The 18,177-nt window shown below is 61.0% G+C and carries 18 protein-coding genes; 12 read left to right on the forward strand and 6 right to left on the reverse strand.

The genetic code is table 11. The features are described 5' to 3' along the window. The 5 genes from ACZYTC_RS13090 (at position 1) to ACZYTC_RS13110 (ending at position 3,957) form a co-directional block, all read left to right on the forward strand. Positions 1 to 651 carry an amino acid ABC transporter permease gene (locus ACZYTC_RS13090; RefSeq protein ID WP_488989759.1) on the forward strand — a complete coding sequence of 217 codons (651 nt, stop codon included), beginning with the start codon at positions 1 to 3 and terminating at the stop codon, positions 649 to 651. 28 nt (positions 652 to 679) lie between these two features. Further along, a complete protein-coding gene (locus tag ACZYTC_RS13095; protein ID WP_488989760.1) occupies positions 680 to 1,507 on the forward strand; it encodes a transporter substrate-binding domain-containing protein in 828 nt (275 codons plus the stop codon). Positions 1,508 to 1,743: 236 nt separating this feature from the next. Beyond that, the gene (locus ACZYTC_RS13100; RefSeq protein ID WP_488989761.1) at positions 1,744 to 2,457 is read left to right on the forward strand and encodes a CatB-related O-acetyltransferase; all 714 of its coding nucleotides are present in this window, start codon (positions 1,744 to 1,746) and stop codon (positions 2,455 to 2,457) included. Between the two features lie 144 nt (positions 2,458 to 2,601). Next, positions 2,602 to 3,321, forward strand: coding sequence for a WbqC family protein (locus ACZYTC_RS13105; RefSeq protein ID WP_488989762.1), 720 nt, complete (start codon positions 2,602 to 2,604; stop codon positions 3,319 to 3,321). A gap of 45 nt (positions 3,322 to 3,366) precedes the next feature. Continuing rightward, positions 3,367 to 3,957 carry a GNAT family N-acetyltransferase gene (locus ACZYTC_RS13110; RefSeq protein ID WP_488989763.1) on the forward strand — a complete coding sequence of 197 codons (591 nt, stop codon included), beginning with the start codon at positions 3,367 to 3,369 and terminating at the stop codon, positions 3,955 to 3,957. Positions 3,958 to 3,982: 25 nt separating this feature from the next. Here the strand turns inward: ACZYTC_RS13110 and ACZYTC_RS13115 are convergent, their stop codons facing one another. Then, positions 3,983 to 4,861 carry a glycosyltransferase family 2 protein gene (locus ACZYTC_RS13115; RefSeq protein ID WP_488989764.1) on the reverse strand — a complete coding sequence of 293 codons (879 nt, stop codon included), beginning with the start codon at positions 4,859 to 4,861 and terminating at the stop codon, positions 3,983 to 3,985. Between the two features lie 162 nt (positions 4,862 to 5,023). Between ACZYTC_RS13115 and ACZYTC_RS13120 the strand changes: the two genes are divergently transcribed. The 4 genes from ACZYTC_RS13120 (at position 5,024) to ACZYTC_RS13135 (ending at position 8,442) form a co-directional block, all read left to right on the forward strand. Next, complete coding sequence (locus tag ACZYTC_RS13120; RefSeq protein WP_434955648.1) at positions 5,024 to 6,169, forward strand: DegT/DnrJ/EryC1/StrS family aminotransferase; 1,146 nt, start codon at positions 5,024 to 5,026, stop codon at positions 6,167 to 6,169. Positions 6,170 to 6,824: 655 nt separating this feature from the next. Then, positions 6,825 to 7,040 carry a hypothetical protein gene (locus ACZYTC_RS13125; protein ID WP_441773782.1) on the forward strand — a complete coding sequence of 72 codons (216 nt, stop codon included), beginning with the start codon at positions 6,825 to 6,827 and terminating at the stop codon, positions 7,038 to 7,040. Further along, positions 7,004 to 7,318, forward strand: a complete 315-nt coding sequence (locus tag ACZYTC_RS13130) for a hypothetical protein (protein WP_488989765.1) — start codon at positions 7,004 to 7,006, stop codon at positions 7,316 to 7,318. The genes ACZYTC_RS13125 and ACZYTC_RS13130 overlap by 37 nt, the downstream gene beginning before the upstream one ends. 788 nt (positions 7,319 to 8,106) lie before the next feature. After that, positions 8,107 to 8,442, forward strand: a complete 336-nt coding sequence (locus ACZYTC_RS13135; protein ID WP_441773780.1) for an ArsR/SmtB family transcription factor — start codon at positions 8,107 to 8,109, stop codon at positions 8,440 to 8,442. Positions 8,443 to 8,488: 46 nt separating this feature from the next. On the opposite strand, the gene ACZYTC_RS13140 is transcribed toward ACZYTC_RS13135, so the two are convergent. Next, on the reverse strand, positions 8,489 to 9,064 hold the full coding sequence (locus ACZYTC_RS13140) for a TetR/AcrR family transcriptional regulator (RefSeq protein WP_434959610.1): 576 nt from the start codon (positions 9,062 to 9,064) through the stop codon (positions 8,489 to 8,491). Between the two features lie 92 nt (positions 9,065 to 9,156). On the opposite strand from ACZYTC_RS13140, the gene ACZYTC_RS13145 reads away from it, so the two are divergent. The 3 genes from ACZYTC_RS13145 to ACZYTC_RS13155 all read left to right on the forward strand — a co-directional run bounded on the left by ACZYTC_RS13145 (position 9,157) and on the right by ACZYTC_RS13155 (position 12,665). Then, positions 9,157 to 10,062: an SDR family oxidoreductase gene (locus ACZYTC_RS13145; protein WP_441773779.1), complete on the forward strand. Its 906-nt coding sequence runs from the start codon at positions 9,157 to 9,159 to the stop codon at positions 10,060 to 10,062. An 8-nt stretch (positions 10,063 to 10,070) separates the two neighbouring features. After that, on the forward strand, positions 10,071 to 10,943 hold the full coding sequence (locus ACZYTC_RS13150; RefSeq protein WP_441773778.1) for a DMT family transporter: 873 nt from the start codon (positions 10,071 to 10,073) through the stop codon (positions 10,941 to 10,943). A gap of 123 nt (positions 10,944 to 11,066) precedes the next feature. Beyond that, positions 11,067 to 12,665 carry a peptide ABC transporter substrate-binding protein gene (locus ACZYTC_RS13155; protein WP_488989766.1) on the forward strand — a complete coding sequence of 533 codons (1,599 nt, stop codon included), beginning with the start codon at positions 11,067 to 11,069 and terminating at the stop codon, positions 12,663 to 12,665. A 74-nt stretch (positions 12,666 to 12,739) separates the two neighbouring features. Here ACZYTC_RS13155 and ACZYTC_RS13160 read toward each other — a convergent pair whose 3' ends face one another. The 4 genes from ACZYTC_RS13160 to ACZYTC_RS13175 form a co-directional block, all read right to left on the reverse strand. Beyond that, the gene (locus ACZYTC_RS13160) at positions 12,740 to 13,339 is read right to left on the reverse strand and encodes a sarcosine oxidase subunit gamma (RefSeq protein WP_434955642.1); all 600 of its coding nucleotides are present in this window, start codon (positions 13,337 to 13,339) and stop codon (positions 12,740 to 12,742) included. After that, positions 13,332 to 16,313, reverse strand: coding sequence for a sarcosine oxidase subunit alpha family protein (locus ACZYTC_RS13165; RefSeq protein WP_441773776.1), 2,982 nt, complete (start codon positions 16,311 to 16,313; stop codon positions 13,332 to 13,334). The genes ACZYTC_RS13160 and ACZYTC_RS13165 overlap by 8 nt, the downstream gene beginning before the upstream one ends. Beyond that, the gene (locus ACZYTC_RS13170; RefSeq protein WP_149251521.1) at positions 16,310 to 16,588 is read right to left on the reverse strand and encodes a sarcosine oxidase subunit delta; all 279 of its coding nucleotides are present in this window, start codon (positions 16,586 to 16,588) and stop codon (positions 16,310 to 16,312) included. Before ACZYTC_RS13170 ends, ACZYTC_RS13165 begins: the two co-directional genes overlap by 4 nt. A 110-nt stretch (positions 16,589 to 16,698) precedes the next feature. Further along, on the reverse strand, positions 16,699 to 17,949 hold the full coding sequence (locus ACZYTC_RS13175) for a sarcosine oxidase subunit beta family protein (RefSeq protein WP_454813316.1): 1,251 nt from the start codon (positions 17,947 to 17,949) through the stop codon (positions 16,699 to 16,701). Positions 17,950 to 18,177 lie beyond the last annotated feature (228 nt).

The raw sequence follows: 18,177 nt of genomic DNA on the forward strand, positions 1-18,177 counted from the left end.
ATGCGCACTCTCAGCGAAGCCGACATTCTCTACATCCTGCTGGCCGTGCGCTGGACGCTGCTGCTTTCGGTGGTCGCCTTCATCGGTGGCGGCCTCGGCGGCCTCCTCGTCGCCTTGGCGCGCACGGCCCAAATCCGGCCCCTGCGCTGGCTGGCCATGGGCTATATCAAGCTGTTCCAGGGCACCCCGCTGTTGATGCAGCTTTTTCTGGCCTTTTTCGTGCCCGGCATCTTCGGCATCGACGTCAATCCCTGGACGGCGGCGGCGATCGGCCTTTCCCTCAACGCCAGTGCGTTCCTCGGCGAGATCTGGCGCGGCGCCATCGAGGTGGTGCCACCCGGCCAGAGCGAGGCCGCTCGGGCACTCGCCCTCACCTATGTGCCGCGCATGTTCAAGGTGGTCATTCCCCAGGCCATACGCATCGCCATCCCACCGACCATCGGCTTCCTGGTACAGTTGATCAAGGGCACTTCGCTCGCCTCGATCATCGGCTTCGTCGAGATCACCCGCGCCGCCCAGATCATCAACAACGCCGCCTTCAGGCCCTTCACCATCTTCGGCCTGGTGGCGCTCGCCTATTTCCTGGTGTGCTGGCCCCTGTCGCTCTGGAGCCGCGCCATGGAGCGGCGGCTGACGGTGGCAAGACGCTGAAATTTTCAATCAACGGGAGGACACGATCATGGCTTTGACATATCCGATTTCGCGCCGAAGGCTGGGGCTGTGCCTCGCCGCCAGCATGGCTGCCTTGGCCCTGCCCCTCGCCGCCGAGCCGGCAGCCGCCGCGACACCCGATGAAATCAAGGCGCGCGGCAAGCTGATTGTTGGCGTCCTTACCGACTATCCACCCTTCGGCGGCACCGATTCCGAACAGAAACCGGCCGGTTATGATGCCGACGTCGCCGCCCTGATGGCCAAGAAGCTCGGCGTCTCGCTGGAGCTGGTGCCGGTGAGCGGGCCCAACCGCATCCCCTATCTGCTCACCAACAAGGTCGACCTTTTGATCGCCACTTTCGGCATCACGCCCGAGCGTATGAAGCAGGTGTTGTTCTCCAATCCCTACAGCACGCTGACCACCTATATCATGGGGCCGAAAGACCTGAAGGTAACCAAACCCGAAGAGCTCGTCGGCGTCACCGTGGGCGTGGCCCGCGCCTCGACGCAGGACATCACCGTCTCGCAGATCGCCCCCTCCGGCACCCAGATCATGCGTTTCGACGACGACGCCACCACCACTCAGGCTCTGATATCGGGCCAGGTGCAGTCGATCGGCGCCTCCAATACCGTGCTCGCCCAGCTCACCAAGGACTATGCCAGCCTCGGCATCGAGGCCAAGTTCAAGATGAAGGAGCAGGCCAACGGCATGGCCTTCCGCAAGGCCGACGCCGCCCTGCAGGAATGGTGTAACGGTTTCATTGCCGAGATCGTGGCTGACGGACAGCTCAGCCAGATCAACCAGAAATGGTTCGGCTCTGCGCTGGCCCCCTTGCCGCCGATGCCGAAGTTCTGACATGAGCGCCTAACCAGAGTTTCCCGGCCAGGCCGACGGATAGGCCGCGCCGGGAAATTCCGCCAATGTTTGGTGTATTGCAGCCTCCTCTCGATTGTCTCCGTGGCGCGATGAAGAAGAGCCGGCAGCCTTCGAAGAAGCCGTTGAGGAAGTCGGTAGAGTTGGTGTAGGCAACGGGAGCTCCGGCGGTCCCACTCTCGATCGCCGCATAGGGGCTGACTTGGCCGAGAGAGACGATGGCGAAGAAACGAAAGTCTGCCGTGGCAATTTCCCCCAAAGCGACGACCCTGACCTACGCTCCCGATGATATCGTCATTCGCTCCGCCCTGCATCGGCGGGCACTACAAATCGGCCTGCCGCGCTTTGCCTTGCGCAAAGCCGCCAAATGGTCGCGCCACCGCTATGGCCCGCGGGACGATTTCATGCGGGCACTGGTCAAGCAGCGTTTCGGCATCTCCGTCGGCAAATACAGTTACGGATACCGCCCCCTCTGCACCAAGCAATCCATGATTGCCGAGATCGGCGCTTTTTGCTCGATTGCGACCGAGATCAAGGTCTCCGGCGGCAACCACCCTCTCGACCTTGTCTCGACCAGCCCCGCCACCTACCTCAAAGGCTGGGGAATCGTCGACGAGACGATCGATCGCCCTTATCCCAAGAACGAACCGATCGTGATCGGACACGATGTCTGGATCGGCATGGGTGCAACCCTGATGACCGGCATCACCATCGGGCACGGCGCCGTGATCGCCGGCGGCGCGGTGGTGGCCAGGGACGTGCCTCCCTATGCCATCATGGGTGGCGTGCCCGCCAAACTGATCCGCTACCGCTTCGATGACGCTACCATCGAAAAATTGCTGGCCAGTGCTTGGTGGACCTGGCCGGATGCGGCCATCCGAGCCAGGGCATCGCTATTGCGGGACCCAGCCGCGTTCCTCGCCCAGCTTTGAGTACCCGAGGCATCTGGACGATGAAATGCGAGCGCCTCAACCAATGGCGGGGTATCGTCGCCCTGCTAGGCCATTCCATAATTAAGATGCTATTTTAATATCCTAGCGAAATAAAGCGCGCGACTCACAACTCTGAAATTGAACATGGCAACTGTTGTAATCACCCAACCCATGCTGTTCCCCTGGCCAGGCTTTTTCGAGCAACTCGCCTTGGCGGATATTTACGTTTATTTGGATGATGCTCAGTTTTCGAAAGGAAGCTTTACAAATCGCGTGCAAATCAAGGTCGGTGATCAAGTCAAGTGGATGACCATTCCGCTTGCCGGCGGGGGCACTTACAAGGCCATCATGGACCTGGATGCAACGACGGCCGATTGGCGGGCAAGTCACCAGTTGCTCCTCAAGCAATCGCTCGCCAATGGGCCTCATGCGAAGGATGCAATCGACATCCTTGATGAGGCATACCAGCAAGAGAAACTGTGTGACGCGCTCATCCAAAGCATAGAGCTATCTGCAGCCTATATCGGCATCGGAAAATCGCGCAAAATAACCTATAGCAGCGCGCTGAATGTACCCGGCTCCTCGTGGAGGCGCGTGCTGGACATCGTCCTCAGTTTGGGAGGGACACGATATCTTACCGGACATGGGGCCGCGCGATATATGGACCATGAGGCGTTCGAATCGAATGGCGTGAGCGTCGAGTATATGGACTACAGCCTAACACCATGGCCACAGGGCGATGTCGCCTTTACCCCTCATGTCTCCGTCCTCGACCTGATCGGCCATGTCGGCCGCGATGCCCATCAATATCTGCAACCCCGAACCACGCATTGGCGGGAATTTCTGGCAAAGCAGGAGCCATGACGCGTTGACCGGCAGACTCCCCCTATCGACTACTGGCGGTGGTTCATGGGAGTAACGAAAAGGCTGCTAACTCTTCATGGATTTTCGTATTCCCGGGTTCTTGGGAAACGCAGTCAAGCAAACAGGAATACGATATTGAAGCGAGTGAGCTTGAGATCTCCGGAAAACAGCGATTTTGAGTTTCTTGCCTCGCTTCGGAGAGATTCCGTGCTGCAGGCCCTGCTTCTCAATGTGGTGGCATCGACGGATGATGATGCAGTCGCGGGATGGTTAGACCGCCGGAAAAGCGACCCCGATGGCAGTTTCATGGTCATTGCCGACGATACGACGGACGAACCAATAGGCTTTGCCCAGATTACCAACATTCACCATCGCAACCGGTATGGCTTTGTTGGGATCGCTCTTGCGCAGAGCGCCCGAGGCCAAGGTCTGGGGCGCCTTGCAATGGCGAATCTCGTTGCCGTCGCAAAGGAAAAATACCAACTGGAGAAAATACTCCTGGAAGTCAGAGCAGATAATCTCGCTGCGCTCTCGCTTTACCAGTCGATGAATTTTCGAATTGTAGGTACACTACTGAATCATTTTCATACGGATGATAAATCTTATGATGTAATATTGATGGAGAAACAATTATAGAATTATATTGGAATTCAAAGTTTCTTTATTTTCGAGTTTTGCTCTTGAACAAGGCTAAAACCTGTCTGATGGCGACACGGGTAATCTTCCCAACTCGGGCAACCCTTTTACCGACATAGAAAAAAGTAATTCCCTTCAGGGCAAGCTTCCTTGCTCCGCTAAATCCGGCTTCATCGATATTATGGAGGCAAGCTTTCCAATAGGCTCGCCGCAGCCGGATCAGATGCATAGCCGGCACGATCCTCATCGAGCGATTGGCCTCCTTCCAGATGACTCGCTGAGAAAACTGAGCCTCCGGCGCCGTCGCAACGGCTCTGCGTATGAAAACTGGATACATCACCAGATGATCGGACCCCCAGGGGTCCGGGTACGCTCGATTCACATAGTCCAATATTCCACGCAAGGCATCCGTTCGCCACATTCCGTAAAACCAGCTTGCGTGAGAGTCATAAAGAAGATCCGCGATCTGTCGGAGTTGCGTTCCCTGCGGCTCTCGAGGACGCGCAATGGTAACAGGCCGGTCGTTTCGATAGGTCATGACGGTAGGAACCGCCAGTAGGGCATCCGGCGTTCTATCAAAAGCGGCTACCAACCGCTCGACATAATCGGCGGACGACAAATCATCATGCGCTCGCCACAGGAAGAACGGCGTCTCCGCAGCGTCCACCAGGCCACGAAAATTCTTCACAGGCCCGACATTCGCAGGCCGTCGCAAATATGTAATTCGATTATCGATTGCCGCATATCGCTCGATGATGGCTTGAGTGCCGTCTGTTGAAGCGTTATCCGAAATAACGACATGAATATTCTTGTATGTCTGGCTCAATAAACAGTCCAGACATTCCGCAATCATGTCTTCTGCATTGTAGACAGGAATCCCTATAGTTACGCAGGGCTCTGACACGCTCGCGGGCTCCTATCAGCAACAATCAAGGGATGTCCTATTCCTTTGCAGCAACAGCTGCAACTACCAAATCTCGCGCTGGTCCGAGCGTTTTGATCACTCTGGCGTCGCGTAGGCGAGCGCGGTATGTATCGACTGCCAATCAAGTAGAGCCGAGTCCCCGTGATCATTGCTCCCGAACGCATTCCCGTCGCAGGTCCCTCCATCACCGAGAGAGAAGCAGAACTCGCCGCGGAGGCTGCCCGCACGGCATGGTATGCCAATCACTATGCCTATAATGCCCGCTTCGAGCGCATGATGGCCGATTATGTCGGTGTGAAGCATGCCGTCAGCGTGCCTCATGCGACAGCGGCGCTGCATCTCATCCTGGCCGCGCTCGGCATCGGCCCGGGCGACGAGGTGATCGTGCCCGACGTGACCTGGATCGCCTCGGTGGCACCGATCACCTATGTCGGCGCCGAGCCGGTGCTCGTCGACATTCTGCCGGATACCTGGTGCATCGATCCGCGCGCCGCAGAGGCCGCCATCGGCCCCAAGACCAAGGCAATCCTGGGCGTGGATCTCTATGGTTCGATGTGTGACTGGCAGGCCTTGCAGGAGATTGCCGACCGGCACGGCATCCATCTCATCGAGGATTCGGCCGAGGCTCTCGGCTCTCGTTATCGCGGACGCCGGGCGGGCAGCTTCGGACGGGCCGCTGCCTTTAGCTTCCATGGTTCGAAAACGGTCGCCACCGGCGAGGGCGGCATGCTGGTGACCGATGACGACGCTCTTCACCAGCGCGTGCTCTGCCTGCGCGATCATGGCCGGGCACCCGGAGATCACCGCCTTTTCATCAATCAGGAAATCGCCTTCAAATATCGCATGAACGGCGTGACGGCAGCGCTCGGCGTCGCGCAGATGGAACGCATCGACACGCTGATCGCCCATAAGCGCGCCATTTTCGACTGGTATCGGCAACGGCTCGGCGGGCTTAACGGCATCACACTCAATGCCGAACCGGAAGATAGCGAGAACTCCTTCTGGATGGTGACGGTAGTGCTCGATCCGGCACTCGGTCTCGACAAGTTCAGCCTGATGGCCGAATTCGACAAGCGTAACATCGATACGCGTCCTTTCTTCTCGCCCCTGTCGAGCATGCAAGCTTTCGCCGATCGCCCGGCCGCCAAGCGCCTGGTCACCCCGCACGACAAGGGACAGGCGATCGCCAGGCACGGCATCAATCTGCCGTCGGGCTACAACATGACCGAAGACAAGGCGGATATCGTGGCGGGCGCCTTGCGCGAAATTCTTGCGGGCCGGGCCTGATGCGCCGAAAAGACGGATGACGCGGCCGTCACGACGGATGGCTCGTGTGGTGGGCTCGCCTATCACCAGTCACTCGAGCCACATTGCGACGCGTGAAACGTCAGCATCGAATAGTCTCCAAAGCTACCCGCTTTGATACTTATGCTCATCTAAAAAAAGTAAATCGATATAACTTCCGCAACGGATAGCCTGGTTCAATTTCGTGCTGGACAGAGCCGAAATTGATTGTAGCATTCTACCTTGTTAACAAAGACGCTATTGAGTTTGTGGGTGCCATTTCTGCCGGGAGTTGTTTAACGTAATAACCAAGTGCAGATTTCGCTTGCGAAAGCTTGGCGTTTCGAGAAATCGGTGAACGGGGGAAGAAGTATTACTTCTTCCCCCGTTTTCGTTGCCGGTTGTCGCTGCCGGCTTTTTCAGCTCGAACCATCTACAGCACCTACATACCGTAATTCCTTTCTCGAGCGGCCGGTAGGCGCGATTTCGCGGCAGAACGGCCGACGGACGGACTGGTCTGTCTATTTCAGGCTCTTGCTTGACGAGTCGGCCCGCGATAACCACGTGAGCGGCAAGCAGACCTTCAGGTTCATGCCTCCCGCCCGCATCGGGCGCGTCTTCGAGGCTTTCCAACTCGCCGGTCATCACAGGATTTGCCATGCCGCATAGCTTTGCTCGCAACGCTCTGGTGCTCGGCCTGCTAGCCGCCATCGGCCCGTTTGCAATCGATATGTATATTCCCGCCCTCCCTTCGATGGCGGAGCATCTCCAGACCAGCACCGCCGCCGCGCAAATGACCCTGATGGCCTTCTTTCTGGGTTTCGGCGTCACTTCGCGGTGGTTACCAGCGGTGTCGATAGCCTGCCCGTCCTGATCGTGATGCTGTTCATCACCTTTGCCTTCCTCGGCCTGGTCATTCCGACCAGCATGGTACTTTCGCTGGAACGTCACGGCCCCATCGCGGGCATGGCTTCGGCCCTTGGCGGCACGCCGCAGATGGTGACCGGGGCTGTCATGATCGCGATCGCCAGCCTGTTCTTCAACGGCACGGCCTTGCCGATGGTCACCATCATCGCCCTCTGCGCTATCGCGGCGCTGATTCTGGCCAGGCTCACCTTGACCGAGAAGGAGATTGCCGCGCCGGCAGAATAAGGCCAGCCACCGCGGCTCGATGGCTGTTTCGATCGCGGCCGAATCGGCGTCCGCAGCGGCTCTTTCCCATGGCAAATGCCAAGCCTGCTACTAAAGAGGTATCAGGATCGGCTTCCTGCCAGCGCCCGAACCTGCTAAATCTATTCCAATCTACGCATCTTTATGCAAAAAAGCCTCGCCTTCACACGCCGCGAGGCCTGCGCGCTATTCGCGCCTCCCAGCCAATCCGTCAAATTCGACACGTCATATTTGACGGAGTGTGCTCCTAGCGCCGCCCGTCTAGATTGCTCTTGCGAACGGCGCAGCGATCTCCAAACAGATCCCCTCCATGCTGTGCTGTTCGCACCTTCGCTCGGTTCTCTCGATACCCTCCCAAGCCCGCGCAGCGGGCTTCTTTTTGTGATCGGCAAGACGGACAGAAGTTTGGAATTTCGAAAGATATCAATTCGATAGGCTCCTTGGGCAGCCCAGCGCGGTTTGGAAGATCATTGGCATTTTGAGGCCTGACGATGACGCTCTCTCCTTCATCGTATCAGCTGATTCACCGGCAAGATCGGGAGCCGGATCGCGCATGTGAAACCCAGGCATTCGCCGAACCAAACCATCCATCGAAACTCAACGCCGATGCCTCCCCTTTCCAGGCCCGGGACCCGCCAGACTGGTATTCCCGCGATTGTTTTCCCTGGCTTGACGCCACACCGGCCGGCACGTTGCTGGCCGGTTTCCTCCTCCGACTAAGAAAGTAGCCTGACGTGGAAGCTCGCCTCGATCCTCTTATACTCGACAGAATGTTCCATGCGCTCGCCGATACCAGCCGTCGCTCCATGGTCGATCGTCTTGCCCGCGGACCAGCCTCTGTCAGTGAACTCGCACTCCCCCTCTCGATGGGCATGCCTGCGGTGCTCAAGCATCTCGGTGTGCTCGAAGCTGGGGGTATCGTCGTCTCCGAGAAGGCCGGCCGCGTGCGCACCTATCGCATGACGCCGCATGCGCTTGCGCTGGCGGAAAGCTGGGTCGCCGAACGCATGGCCTTGCTCGACCACGCAGGCGACGACGCGCCGCTGCCGGTAAAGCTGCCGGAGCGTGCTCAGGTGACGCAGCTTCGCTCCGTCGAAGCCCGGTGATCTTGGGCCTCCGCGAGGAGGCTTAAAGTGATAGAGTGGGCGCCCGTCAGGCGCCCACTCGACGATGCTGCAGTGCAGCCATGAAATGCCTGAGATCGCATCCGACCTGGTCGGCGATGCTGCATTTGGGCTCGAAGCCCCACCACGCCAGCGAGCCTTGCCACTGTGAGGCCATCAACTGGCCAAGCCCCGCCTGCCCGTCGCTCTGCTTCGCCAGACAAGCATCGAGGACGCCGACGAGAACCGCGCGCCAGCGCGCGCCGCGGGCCCGCAATAGAGGATCGCGCAGATCTTCCCGCAGGATCAGCAATCCCTCGGCATAGGATTCGATACCGCCATAATCCCCGGAAAGGGCGACCAGCAGGTCGATCGCGCCCTCCGGCGTGCGCGATGCCCGTGCTGCCAATTGTGCGGTTTTTTCATCCAGACGATCCCAGGCATACAGCAATGCGGCCTGTTTCAGGTGAACCTTGCTGCCGAAGCGTTGCACGAGAGTGGCCGCGGCCAGTCCGCAGGCCTGCGCCAAACCCGCAAATGTCAGAGCCTCCGGCCCCTTGCTGTGAAGCAGCTTGAGGGCCGCCTCCAGCACGGCCTCATCGGACAAAGTCTTGTGTCTAGGCATCTTGACAACCATTTATAACCGAACGATCATTTATATATATTGTTTCGGGCAACGAGAAAAGGTGCTCGCTATCGAAACTGGGAGTTGTTCTCATGCTGGACAGAAAGATCGCACTGGTCACGGGCGGCACGCGAGGAGCCGGCCGAGGCGTTGCCGTCGAACTCGGTGCGGCAGGTGCAACCGTCTATGTCACCGGACGCAGCACGCGCGGCCATCGCTCGGAATATGACCGGCCGGAAACCATCGAGGAGACGGCCGAACTGATCAATGCTGCGGGCGGCAAGGGCATTGCCGTCCGCGTCGACCATCTCGTACCCGACGAGGTGCGCGGCCTGGTGGAACGGATCCGGACCGAACATGGCCGCCTCGACATCCTGGTCAACGACATCTGGGGCGGCGAGAAATTGTTCGAATGGAACAAGGCCGTCTGGGAGCACGATCTCGACAAGGGATTGCGCCTGCTGCGCCTGGGCATCGATACCCATCTGATCACCGCACACCACGCCCTGCCCCTGCTGATCGAGCGCCCCGGCGGTCTTCTCGTGGAGATGACGGACGGGACGGCGGCATACAATGCCGAACACTATCGTCTCTCGCCCTTTTACGATCTGGTGAAGACATCGGTGATCCGCCTCGCCTGGGCGCATGCCAAGGACCTTGCCAAGCATGGCGCGACCTCGGTGGCACTCACCCCGGGCTGGCTGCGTTCGGAAATGATGCTCGAGGCGTTCGGCGTCTCAGAAGAAAACTGGCGGGATGCCATGGCGACGGTGCCGCATTTCGTCATTTCGGAAACGCCGCGCTTTGTCGGGCGTGCAGTGGCGGCTCTTGCAGGCGATGCTGAAAAGAATCGCTGGAACGGGCAGTCTCTTTCGAGCGGACAACTGGCGCGAATCTACGGTTTCACCGATCTTGACGGCTCCCAGCCCGACGCTTGGCGCTACATTCCGGAGGTCGAAGAAGCCGGGAAGCCGGCTGACGCGACCGGTTATCGATAGGTTCCTTCATGGCCATGCCTGCCTCCGCCGAAACCTCAGGATCCACCCGAGGCATCCTGGCCATGATCATTGCGATGGTGAGCGTGCCGTCCGTCGACGGCATCGCCAAATATCTGAGTGCCGACTACTCGCCTTTCTTCATCGGCTGGGCGCGCTATGCAGTGGCCGGTCTGGCGGTACTGCCTCTCTCGGCCCTCCTGCATGGCAAGAGGATGTTCCCGGCCGAGCATCTTGCTTCCCATGTCGCGCGCACCGTCTTCCTGGTCGCGGCGATGACCCTGTATTTCCTGGCCATTGCCCGCATCCCGCTGGCGACGGCGCTTTGCGCCTATTTCGTAGGCCCGGTCTTGGCCGTCGCGCTTTCGGTCGTCGTGCTCAAGGAACGCATGACGCTGGCCAAGGGCGTCAGCCTCGCTTTGGGCTTCGCCGGCTCGCTCATCATTCTCCAGCCCGGCAGCGCCATCGAGCCCGGCATTCTGCTGGCCCTGGCCTCCGGCATCTGCTTTGCCTTCTACCTGATCGCCACCAGGCGAGCGGCCCAGCAGAGTGATCCCGTCAAGACCCTGGCTTTTCAGTGCTTCGTCGGTGCCGCGCTGCTTACGCCGCAGGCTGTGCTTTCCTGGTCCGCCCCCGCAGTCGATCATCTCCTGCTCTTCGCCGGCCTCGGCCTGATCTCGGCGGTCTGCCACCTGCTCTCCATCATCGCCTTTCGCTTCGCCGATGCCTCGACCCTGGCACCTCTCGTCTATGCCGAACTCGTTGGCGCCGCCATCGTCGGCTATTTCGCCTTCGGCGACGTACCGGACATGGTGACCCTGCTCGGAGCCGCCTTCATCATCGCCGCGGGACTCATCTTGTTGTTGCGCCGGACCGCAATCTGAACCCAGGCCCCGAAGGTCTTATCCCCCGCGAATATCCAGGGTTGTCGCGGGCGGAACGAGCACGTTTACTCGTGCCATAACGAATCTCGGCAACAGCCGGGACGCCCATAAGGGGAAGTCCGCATGAAGCCAGCACTGAGACTATTCGCCCTCGTCCTCCCCCTCACGGCCGGCCTTTTAAGTGGGTCCGCCCACCCTGCCTGGGCCGAGACGGTGCTTCACAAAGGCAATGGTGCCGAGGCGCAGACGCTCGATCCAACCCACAGCTCGATCATTGCCGAACAGTTCATCCTCAAGGACCTGTTCGAGGGGCTCACCGTTTTCGACGCTGCCGGCAAGATCACATCGGGGACAGCCGAGAGCTGGTCGATGTCGTCCGACGGTCTCGTCTATACCTTCAAGCTGCGCCCCAACGCCAAATGGTCCAATGGCGATCCGGTCACCGCCGGTGACTTCGTCTTCAGCTTCCGCCGGCTCGAGGATCCCAAGGAAGCCGCCAGCTTCGCCAATCTGTTTTATCCGATCAAGAATGCCGAAGCCGTGAACAGCGGCAAGGCCGGCGTCGATACGCTCGGCGTCAAGGCCCTCGATGATAGAACGTTGGAGATCACGCTGGAACGGCCAACGCCCTATCTCCTGCAACTTCTTGCCAATCAAAGCGCCCTGCCGGTGCATCAGGCCTCGGTCGAGAAGCTCAAGGCCGACTTCGTCAAGCCCGGCAATTTGATCTCCAACGGTGCCTACACCCTGACCGAGAACCTTGCCAATGATCATGTCACGCTGGTGAAGAACCAGCGTTACTGGGATGCCGCCAATGTCCGCATCGATAAGGTGATCTCCTATCCGATCGATGACCAGGCCGCAGCCCAGCGACGCTTTCTTGCGGGCGAGCTCGACATGACCTTCGAGTTCGCGGCCGATCAGTTGAAATTTCTCAAGGAGAAGGTGGGCGATCAGGTGCATGTCTCGCCGAACCTGACCAATGAGTATTATGCCTTCGACACCCGCACCCCGCCCTTCAACGATGCCAGGGTTCGGCGCGCTCTGTCGATGGCGGTCGATCGCGATTTCCTGGCCGAGAAGATCTTCTCGGGAACACGCGTCGGCAGCTACAGCTTTGTCCCTTCGGGCCTGCCAGGCTATACATCCGCCAAGCCTGATTTCGCGCAGATGCCCCAGCTCGACCGCGAGGACGCTGCAAAGGACCTACTCAAGCAGGCCGGCTTCGGCGAGGGCGGCAAGCCACTGAAGCTCACCATCCGTTTCGGCACCAACGACAACAATCGCCGGATCGCCACCGCCGTGGCCGATATGTGGAAAGCGCTCGGCGTGGAGGTCTCGCTGCTCAATTCTGACAGCAAGTCCCACTACGCCTTCCTGCGCGACGGCGGCACCTACGAGGTGGCGCGCGCGGCCTGGGTGGCCGACTATGCCGACGCCGAAAACTTCCTGGCGCTACCAATGACGGCCAACAAGGCGTTCAACTATTCCCATTTTGCCAGTCCGGACTATGACGCGCTGGTCGCCAAATCCTATACGGAAGCCGATCCGGCCAAGCGCCTGAAGATTCTGGAGAGTGCCGAGGCGCTGCTGGCGCGCGACCAGCCCGTCGCGCCGCTACTCTCCAATGCCGATCTCTGGCTGGTCTCGAACAAGGTGAAGGGATGGCAGGACAACGCCGCCAACGAGCATCTGACGCGGTTCCTCAGCAAGGAAGAGTGACGAAATCTCTCAGCCTTGCCCTTTCCCCGTTGAGGACAGGGTAAGGCTGAGCACGTGCCCAAACAGAAACCCTGTTACGCCACCAGGCCGAATTCCGCGGCGCTGTCACCAAGCCAGTGCCAAAAGCTGCCGGCCATGCTCCGAAACAGGGCGATCTCATAGGTCGGCGTTTCGTCGAGCTGCCACAGCGTCACGCCGATATGCGAGCATGCGGTGACCGCGACGTCGCCCGGGGCGAACGCGCGCGGATGCAGGTCGATGTCCAGCCCCTTGGCGAACATATCGCGGGCTCGCGGACCTGACACCCGCAACGCGGCATAACCGGAGGTCTGGTCGGTTACTGACGCCAGCGTGCCAACCGCTTCGACCAGATCCGAGACAAGCAAATTGGCCTCGCCAGCTTCGCGCGTAACCAGCCAGGCCGACGGCCCGATGCCCAGGGCGGCGAGCGCGCCGGCGACGGCGCGCTTGGGCCCATTCGGCAGCCCGAGGCCATAGGCGGCCTGCATGCGGGCCGCCAGCGCTCCCTCCTGCCCCTTGCGGGCGGCCAGGGTGACGATTTCCAGGCCTGAGCGATCCTGCACGGTGACGCCCGCCCCCGTTCCCACCGGTTTCAGCAAGCCGGCAAAGGCGCTACGGGACTCCAAACGCCCGGCACTGATGGCGTCAAACATGGAGACGGCTCCCTTCAGGATCAAAGAAGATGGGCGAGAGGACTTCGACCTCGATGTCGCCGTTGCGCACCGGGTCATAGGCCCGGATCACCTCGCCGTGGCGGGATGGGCCATTGGCAAGAAGACCAAGGCCGATCCAGCTTTCGAGCATCGGCGAATAGACCACGGAAGTCGCAAAGCCCTCATCGTTGGCCGCGACAGCCGCGGCCCCCTTCTTGAGGAAATGCGAGCCGGCACGCAGCCGATCCGCCGGATTGACCGGCTTGACGCCGACGAGGCCGGGACGATCGGGCGCCACCAAGGCCGGACGCTGGGCCAGGACACGGCCGATATAGTCCTTCTTGGTCGACATCATCTTGCCGAGGCCAAGATCGCGGGCCGTGGTCTGGCCGTTGAGCTCGTTGCCGGCGACATGCCCCTTCTCCACGCGCATGACGCCGAGAGCCTCGGTGCCGTAGGCGCAGCCGCCGATTTCCTCGGCCAGGGTCATCAGCGCCTGGAGCAGCGCAAGGCCGTAATGGGCTGGTACCGCGATCTCAAAGGCGAGTTCACCCGAGAAGGAGAGCCGGTAGAGCCGCGAGCCGACATTGCCGAGCTGCAGCGTTGCACATCCCATATAGGGGAAGGCTTCGTTCGACAGATCGGCGCTGGCGCCGTAGAGCTTCTGCAGCAGTTCCCGCGCCTTCGGCCCGGCCACCGCATATTGCGACCACTGCTCGGTGATCGAGGATAGCGAGACGTCGAGTTCGGGCCAGAGCGTCTGGCGGCAAAATTCGAGATGCTGCATCACCTTCACGGCATTCGCCGTGGTGGTCGAGATCACATAATGATCGGGCGCAAAGCGGGCCGCCGTGCCGTCATCCATGACGAAGCCGTCTTCGCGCAGCATCAGGCCGTAGCGGCATTTACCGACAGCAACAGTCGAGAAGGTATTGATATAGACGCGGTCGAGGAAAGCGCCGGCATCGGCCCCCTTGATGTCGATCTTGCCGAGGGTCGAGACATCGCACACGCCGACAATCGAGCGAGTGGTCTTGACCTCGCGGCAGACGCTCTCCAGCCAGTCTTTCTCGCCCGGACGTGAGAACCATTGTGGGCGCAGCCACTGGCCGGCCTCCACCATGGTGGCGCCGTTGGCCATCGCCCATTCATGACCCGCCGTAAGGCGCGTTGCCTTGAAATGCTTGTCGCGATGTGGCCCGGCCAAAGCGCCGATCGCCACCGGGAAATGCGGCGGACGCGAAACCGTGGTGCCGACCTCCGTCATCGAACGGCCGAGCAGGCCCGCCATCATGGCATGGCCCGAGATGTTCGAGGTCTTGCCCTGGTCGGTCGCCATGCCGAGCGTGGTGTAGCGCTTGAGATGTTCGACCGAGCGGAAGCCTTCGCGATGGGCGATCTCGATGTCCTTGGCCGTGACGTCGTTCTGCTGGTCGACGAAAGCCTTGCTCTTCGTCTCGGCGACATGCCAGAGCGGCTTGAGGCCCGTCGGCTCGTCGTCACAGGCCGGGATCGGAGCCTGCCCGGCGGAAAAGCCGAGATCGCCAGCCGCGGCCCGGCCCGCTTGCGCGCCCGCCCGCAGGCAAGCACCCAGGGAAAAGTCGCCATTGGCGGCCCCGGCCACCGTCATGCCATCAGGCAGATCGCCCGGCACGAAAGCCGCAAGCTCATCCGACCAGCGCGGCCGGGCGCCCTTATGGGTGGTGAGTGCGACCTGCGGGTTCCAGCCACCGGACACCGCCAGGAAATCGGCGGGAATAGTCTCGCGCTTGCGCTCGGCGATCACCTCGACCGACTTGACGCCCTGGGCGCCGCCCTTGGCGTCGGTCACGCTCGCACCGAGCAAAGTGCGCGTTCCCGCCTTGCCGGCCCAGCCGGACACCGCCGCATCGACCTCACGGCGCGGATCAACGACCGCTGCCACGGTTACACCGGCAGCCACGAGATCGGCCGCCGTGCGCCAGCCATCGTCGCTGGTGGTGAACACCACCGCCTGGCGGCCCGGCGCTACGCCATAACGGTTGAGGTAGCTGCGCGCTGCCGAGGCGAGCATCACGCCCGGACGGTCATTGCCGCCGAAGACGATGGGACGCTCGATGGCGCCCATGGCGTTGATGCAGCGCTTGGCCATGATGTGCCACAGGCGCTGACGCGGCTGATGGGCGGGCGGTACGGGCAGGTGATCGGCAACCCGCTCCAGGGCACCATAGGTACCCGTGTCATAGACACCGAACACCTGGGTGCGTCTGAAGATGCGCACCTCGGGCATGGAAGCGAGTTCCGCCTCGATATCGGCGGCAAAGGCAGCGGCCGGCTTGCCGCCGACCTCATGCCGCTCGGCCAACAACCGCCCGCCAAGCCGGAAATCATCGTCGCACAGGATCACGCGCGCGCCCGCTCGGCCCGCCTCGAGCGCCGCCATCAGGCCAGCCGGCCCGGCACCGATCACCAGCACGTCGCAGAAGGCGGCGGCCTTCTCGTAGGTGTCGGGATCCGGCAATTGACTGGCGCTGCCGAGGCCCGCGGCACGGCGGATCATCGGCTCATAGAGCTTCTCCCACAGGGCCGCCGGCCACATGAAAGTCTTGTAGTAGAAGCCCCCGACAAAGATCGGGCCAGCGAGCTGGTTTACCGACAAGAGGTCGAATTTCAGCGAGGGCCAACGGTTCTGGCTCGCCGCCTCCAGGCCTTCGTACAATTCGATCGTAGTGGCCTTGGTATTGGGCTCGCGTCGGGCGCCGCTGCGCAGTTCCACCAGCGCATTCGGTTCCTCCGGGCCCGCGGTGAAGATGCCGCGTGGACGGTGATATTTGAACGAGCGCCCGACCAGGCGGATGCCGTTGGCAAGCAGGGCCGAGGCCAGCGTGTCGCCACCAAGCCCTTCATAGCTGTTGCCGTCGAAGCGGAACCGCACCGTGCTGTTACGATCGACCAGGCCGGCGGAGGGCAGACGGAAGGAAACGGCCTCGCTCATGATGCGGCTCCCAAAGCTTGAGGCATCACCAGTTCAGCCTTTTCGATTGCGTGGGTCTTGGTGTTGCGCCGGACCTTGAGCCAGGAACGGCAGCCCGAGCCGTGATACCAGAACTCCTCATGCGCTCCCTCGGGGTTGTCGCGCAGGTAGGCATATTCATAAAAGTGCTTGCCGGCGTCCGGCGCCGAGGCATCCGGACGGCTCGGCCCGGCATCGCCGAGATAGGTGAATTCGTGCACGCCGCGCGCACCGCAATAAGGACAGGCAATCCGCATTGAACCGTGCCTTGAAGTGTTTTGCGATCCGACGGCTTCGCCAAGAATCGCAAAAACGCGTTGAAACAAAGAGCTAGAGCAAAATCGCGTTCTACCAACCGCGTTGTGCTCTAGTGAAGATTGGGTTGGGCGCCCTGGCCCTTTTCGTCGATCACCGCTCCTGTCTCGAAGCGATTGAGCCGATAGGCCGCCGCCACGTCGTGCGGCTGATCCTTGGCAATGAGATGGGCAAAGCACCAACCGGAAGCCGGCGTCGCCTTGAAGCCGCCATAGCACCAGCCGCAATTGAGATAGAGGCCGTCGATGCCGCTCTTGTCGATGATGGGCGAGCCATCCATCGACATGTCCATGATGCCGCCCCAGCTGCGCAGCAGCCTGAGACGGCCGATCATCGGCATCACCGCCATGCCGCCTTCGCAGACATCCTCCACCACCGGCATATTGCCGCGCTGGGCATAGGAATTGTAGCCATCGATGTCGCCGCCGAAGACCAGGCCGCCCTTGTCGGACTGGCTGACATAGAAATGGCCGGCGCCGAAAGTGATCACGCCCGGGATCAGCGGCTTGAGCCCCTCGGTGACGAAGGCCTGCAGCACATGGCTCTCGATCGGCAGGCGCAATCCCGCCATGGTACCGACCTTGGAGGTATTGCCCGCTACCGCCATGCCGATCTTCTTGGCCCGGATGGTGCCGCGGGTGGTCTCGACACCCACGATGGCACCGCCTTCGCGGACAAAGCCCTTCACTTCGCAATTCTGGATGATATCGACACCGCGATCGCTGGCGGCACGCGCATAGCCCCAGGCCACCGCATCGTGACGCGCCGTGCCGCCGCGCCGCTGCAGCAGGCCGCCCTGGATCGGGAAACGGGCATTGTCGAAGTTGAGGAAAGGCGCCATCGCCTTCACGCCATCGCGATCGAGCAGTTCGGCATCGACGCCGTTCAGGCGCATGGCATTGCCGCGGCGGGCGAAGGCGTCGCGCTGGGCGTCGGAATGATAGAGGTTCAGCACGCCGCGCTGGCTCATCATCGCATTGTAGTTGAGATCCTGCTCCAGGCCCTCCCACAGCTTCATGGCGTGCTCGTAGAAGGGAATATTGCCCTGCAACATGTAGTTCGAGCGCACGATCGTGGTGTTGCGGCCGACATTGCCGCCGCCGATCCAGCCCTTCTCGATCACGGCGACATTGGTGATGCCGTGATTCTTGGCGAGATAATAGGCCGTGGCCAGACCGTGGCCACCGCCGCCGATGATGATCACGTCGTAGTTGAGGCGCGGCTCGGCGTCACGCCAGGTCGGCGTCCAGCCACGGTGGCCGTTCAGGGCATTCTTGAGAAGGGAGAACAGAGAGTAATGCATCGATCTTCTTGCCGGGGAAGAGTTCGGAAAACTTCGGTCGTCCGGTCGCTTGGCCGCCTGGCGAGAGGTGGATTCGAGAGCATGCTGCCCTAGCGCCCACATCCAAGACCAGGCCACGCCGGCACGATCAGCGCTTATCGTCGAGAATCATGGGTACCTCTGCCCTCATCGAATATGGGCTGCCTCGTTCATAGGCATAGCAGCCTGTTACCCACAGTGAAAGATTAT

The sequence above is a fragment of the Labrys sp. F242 genome (assembly GCF_057813875.1).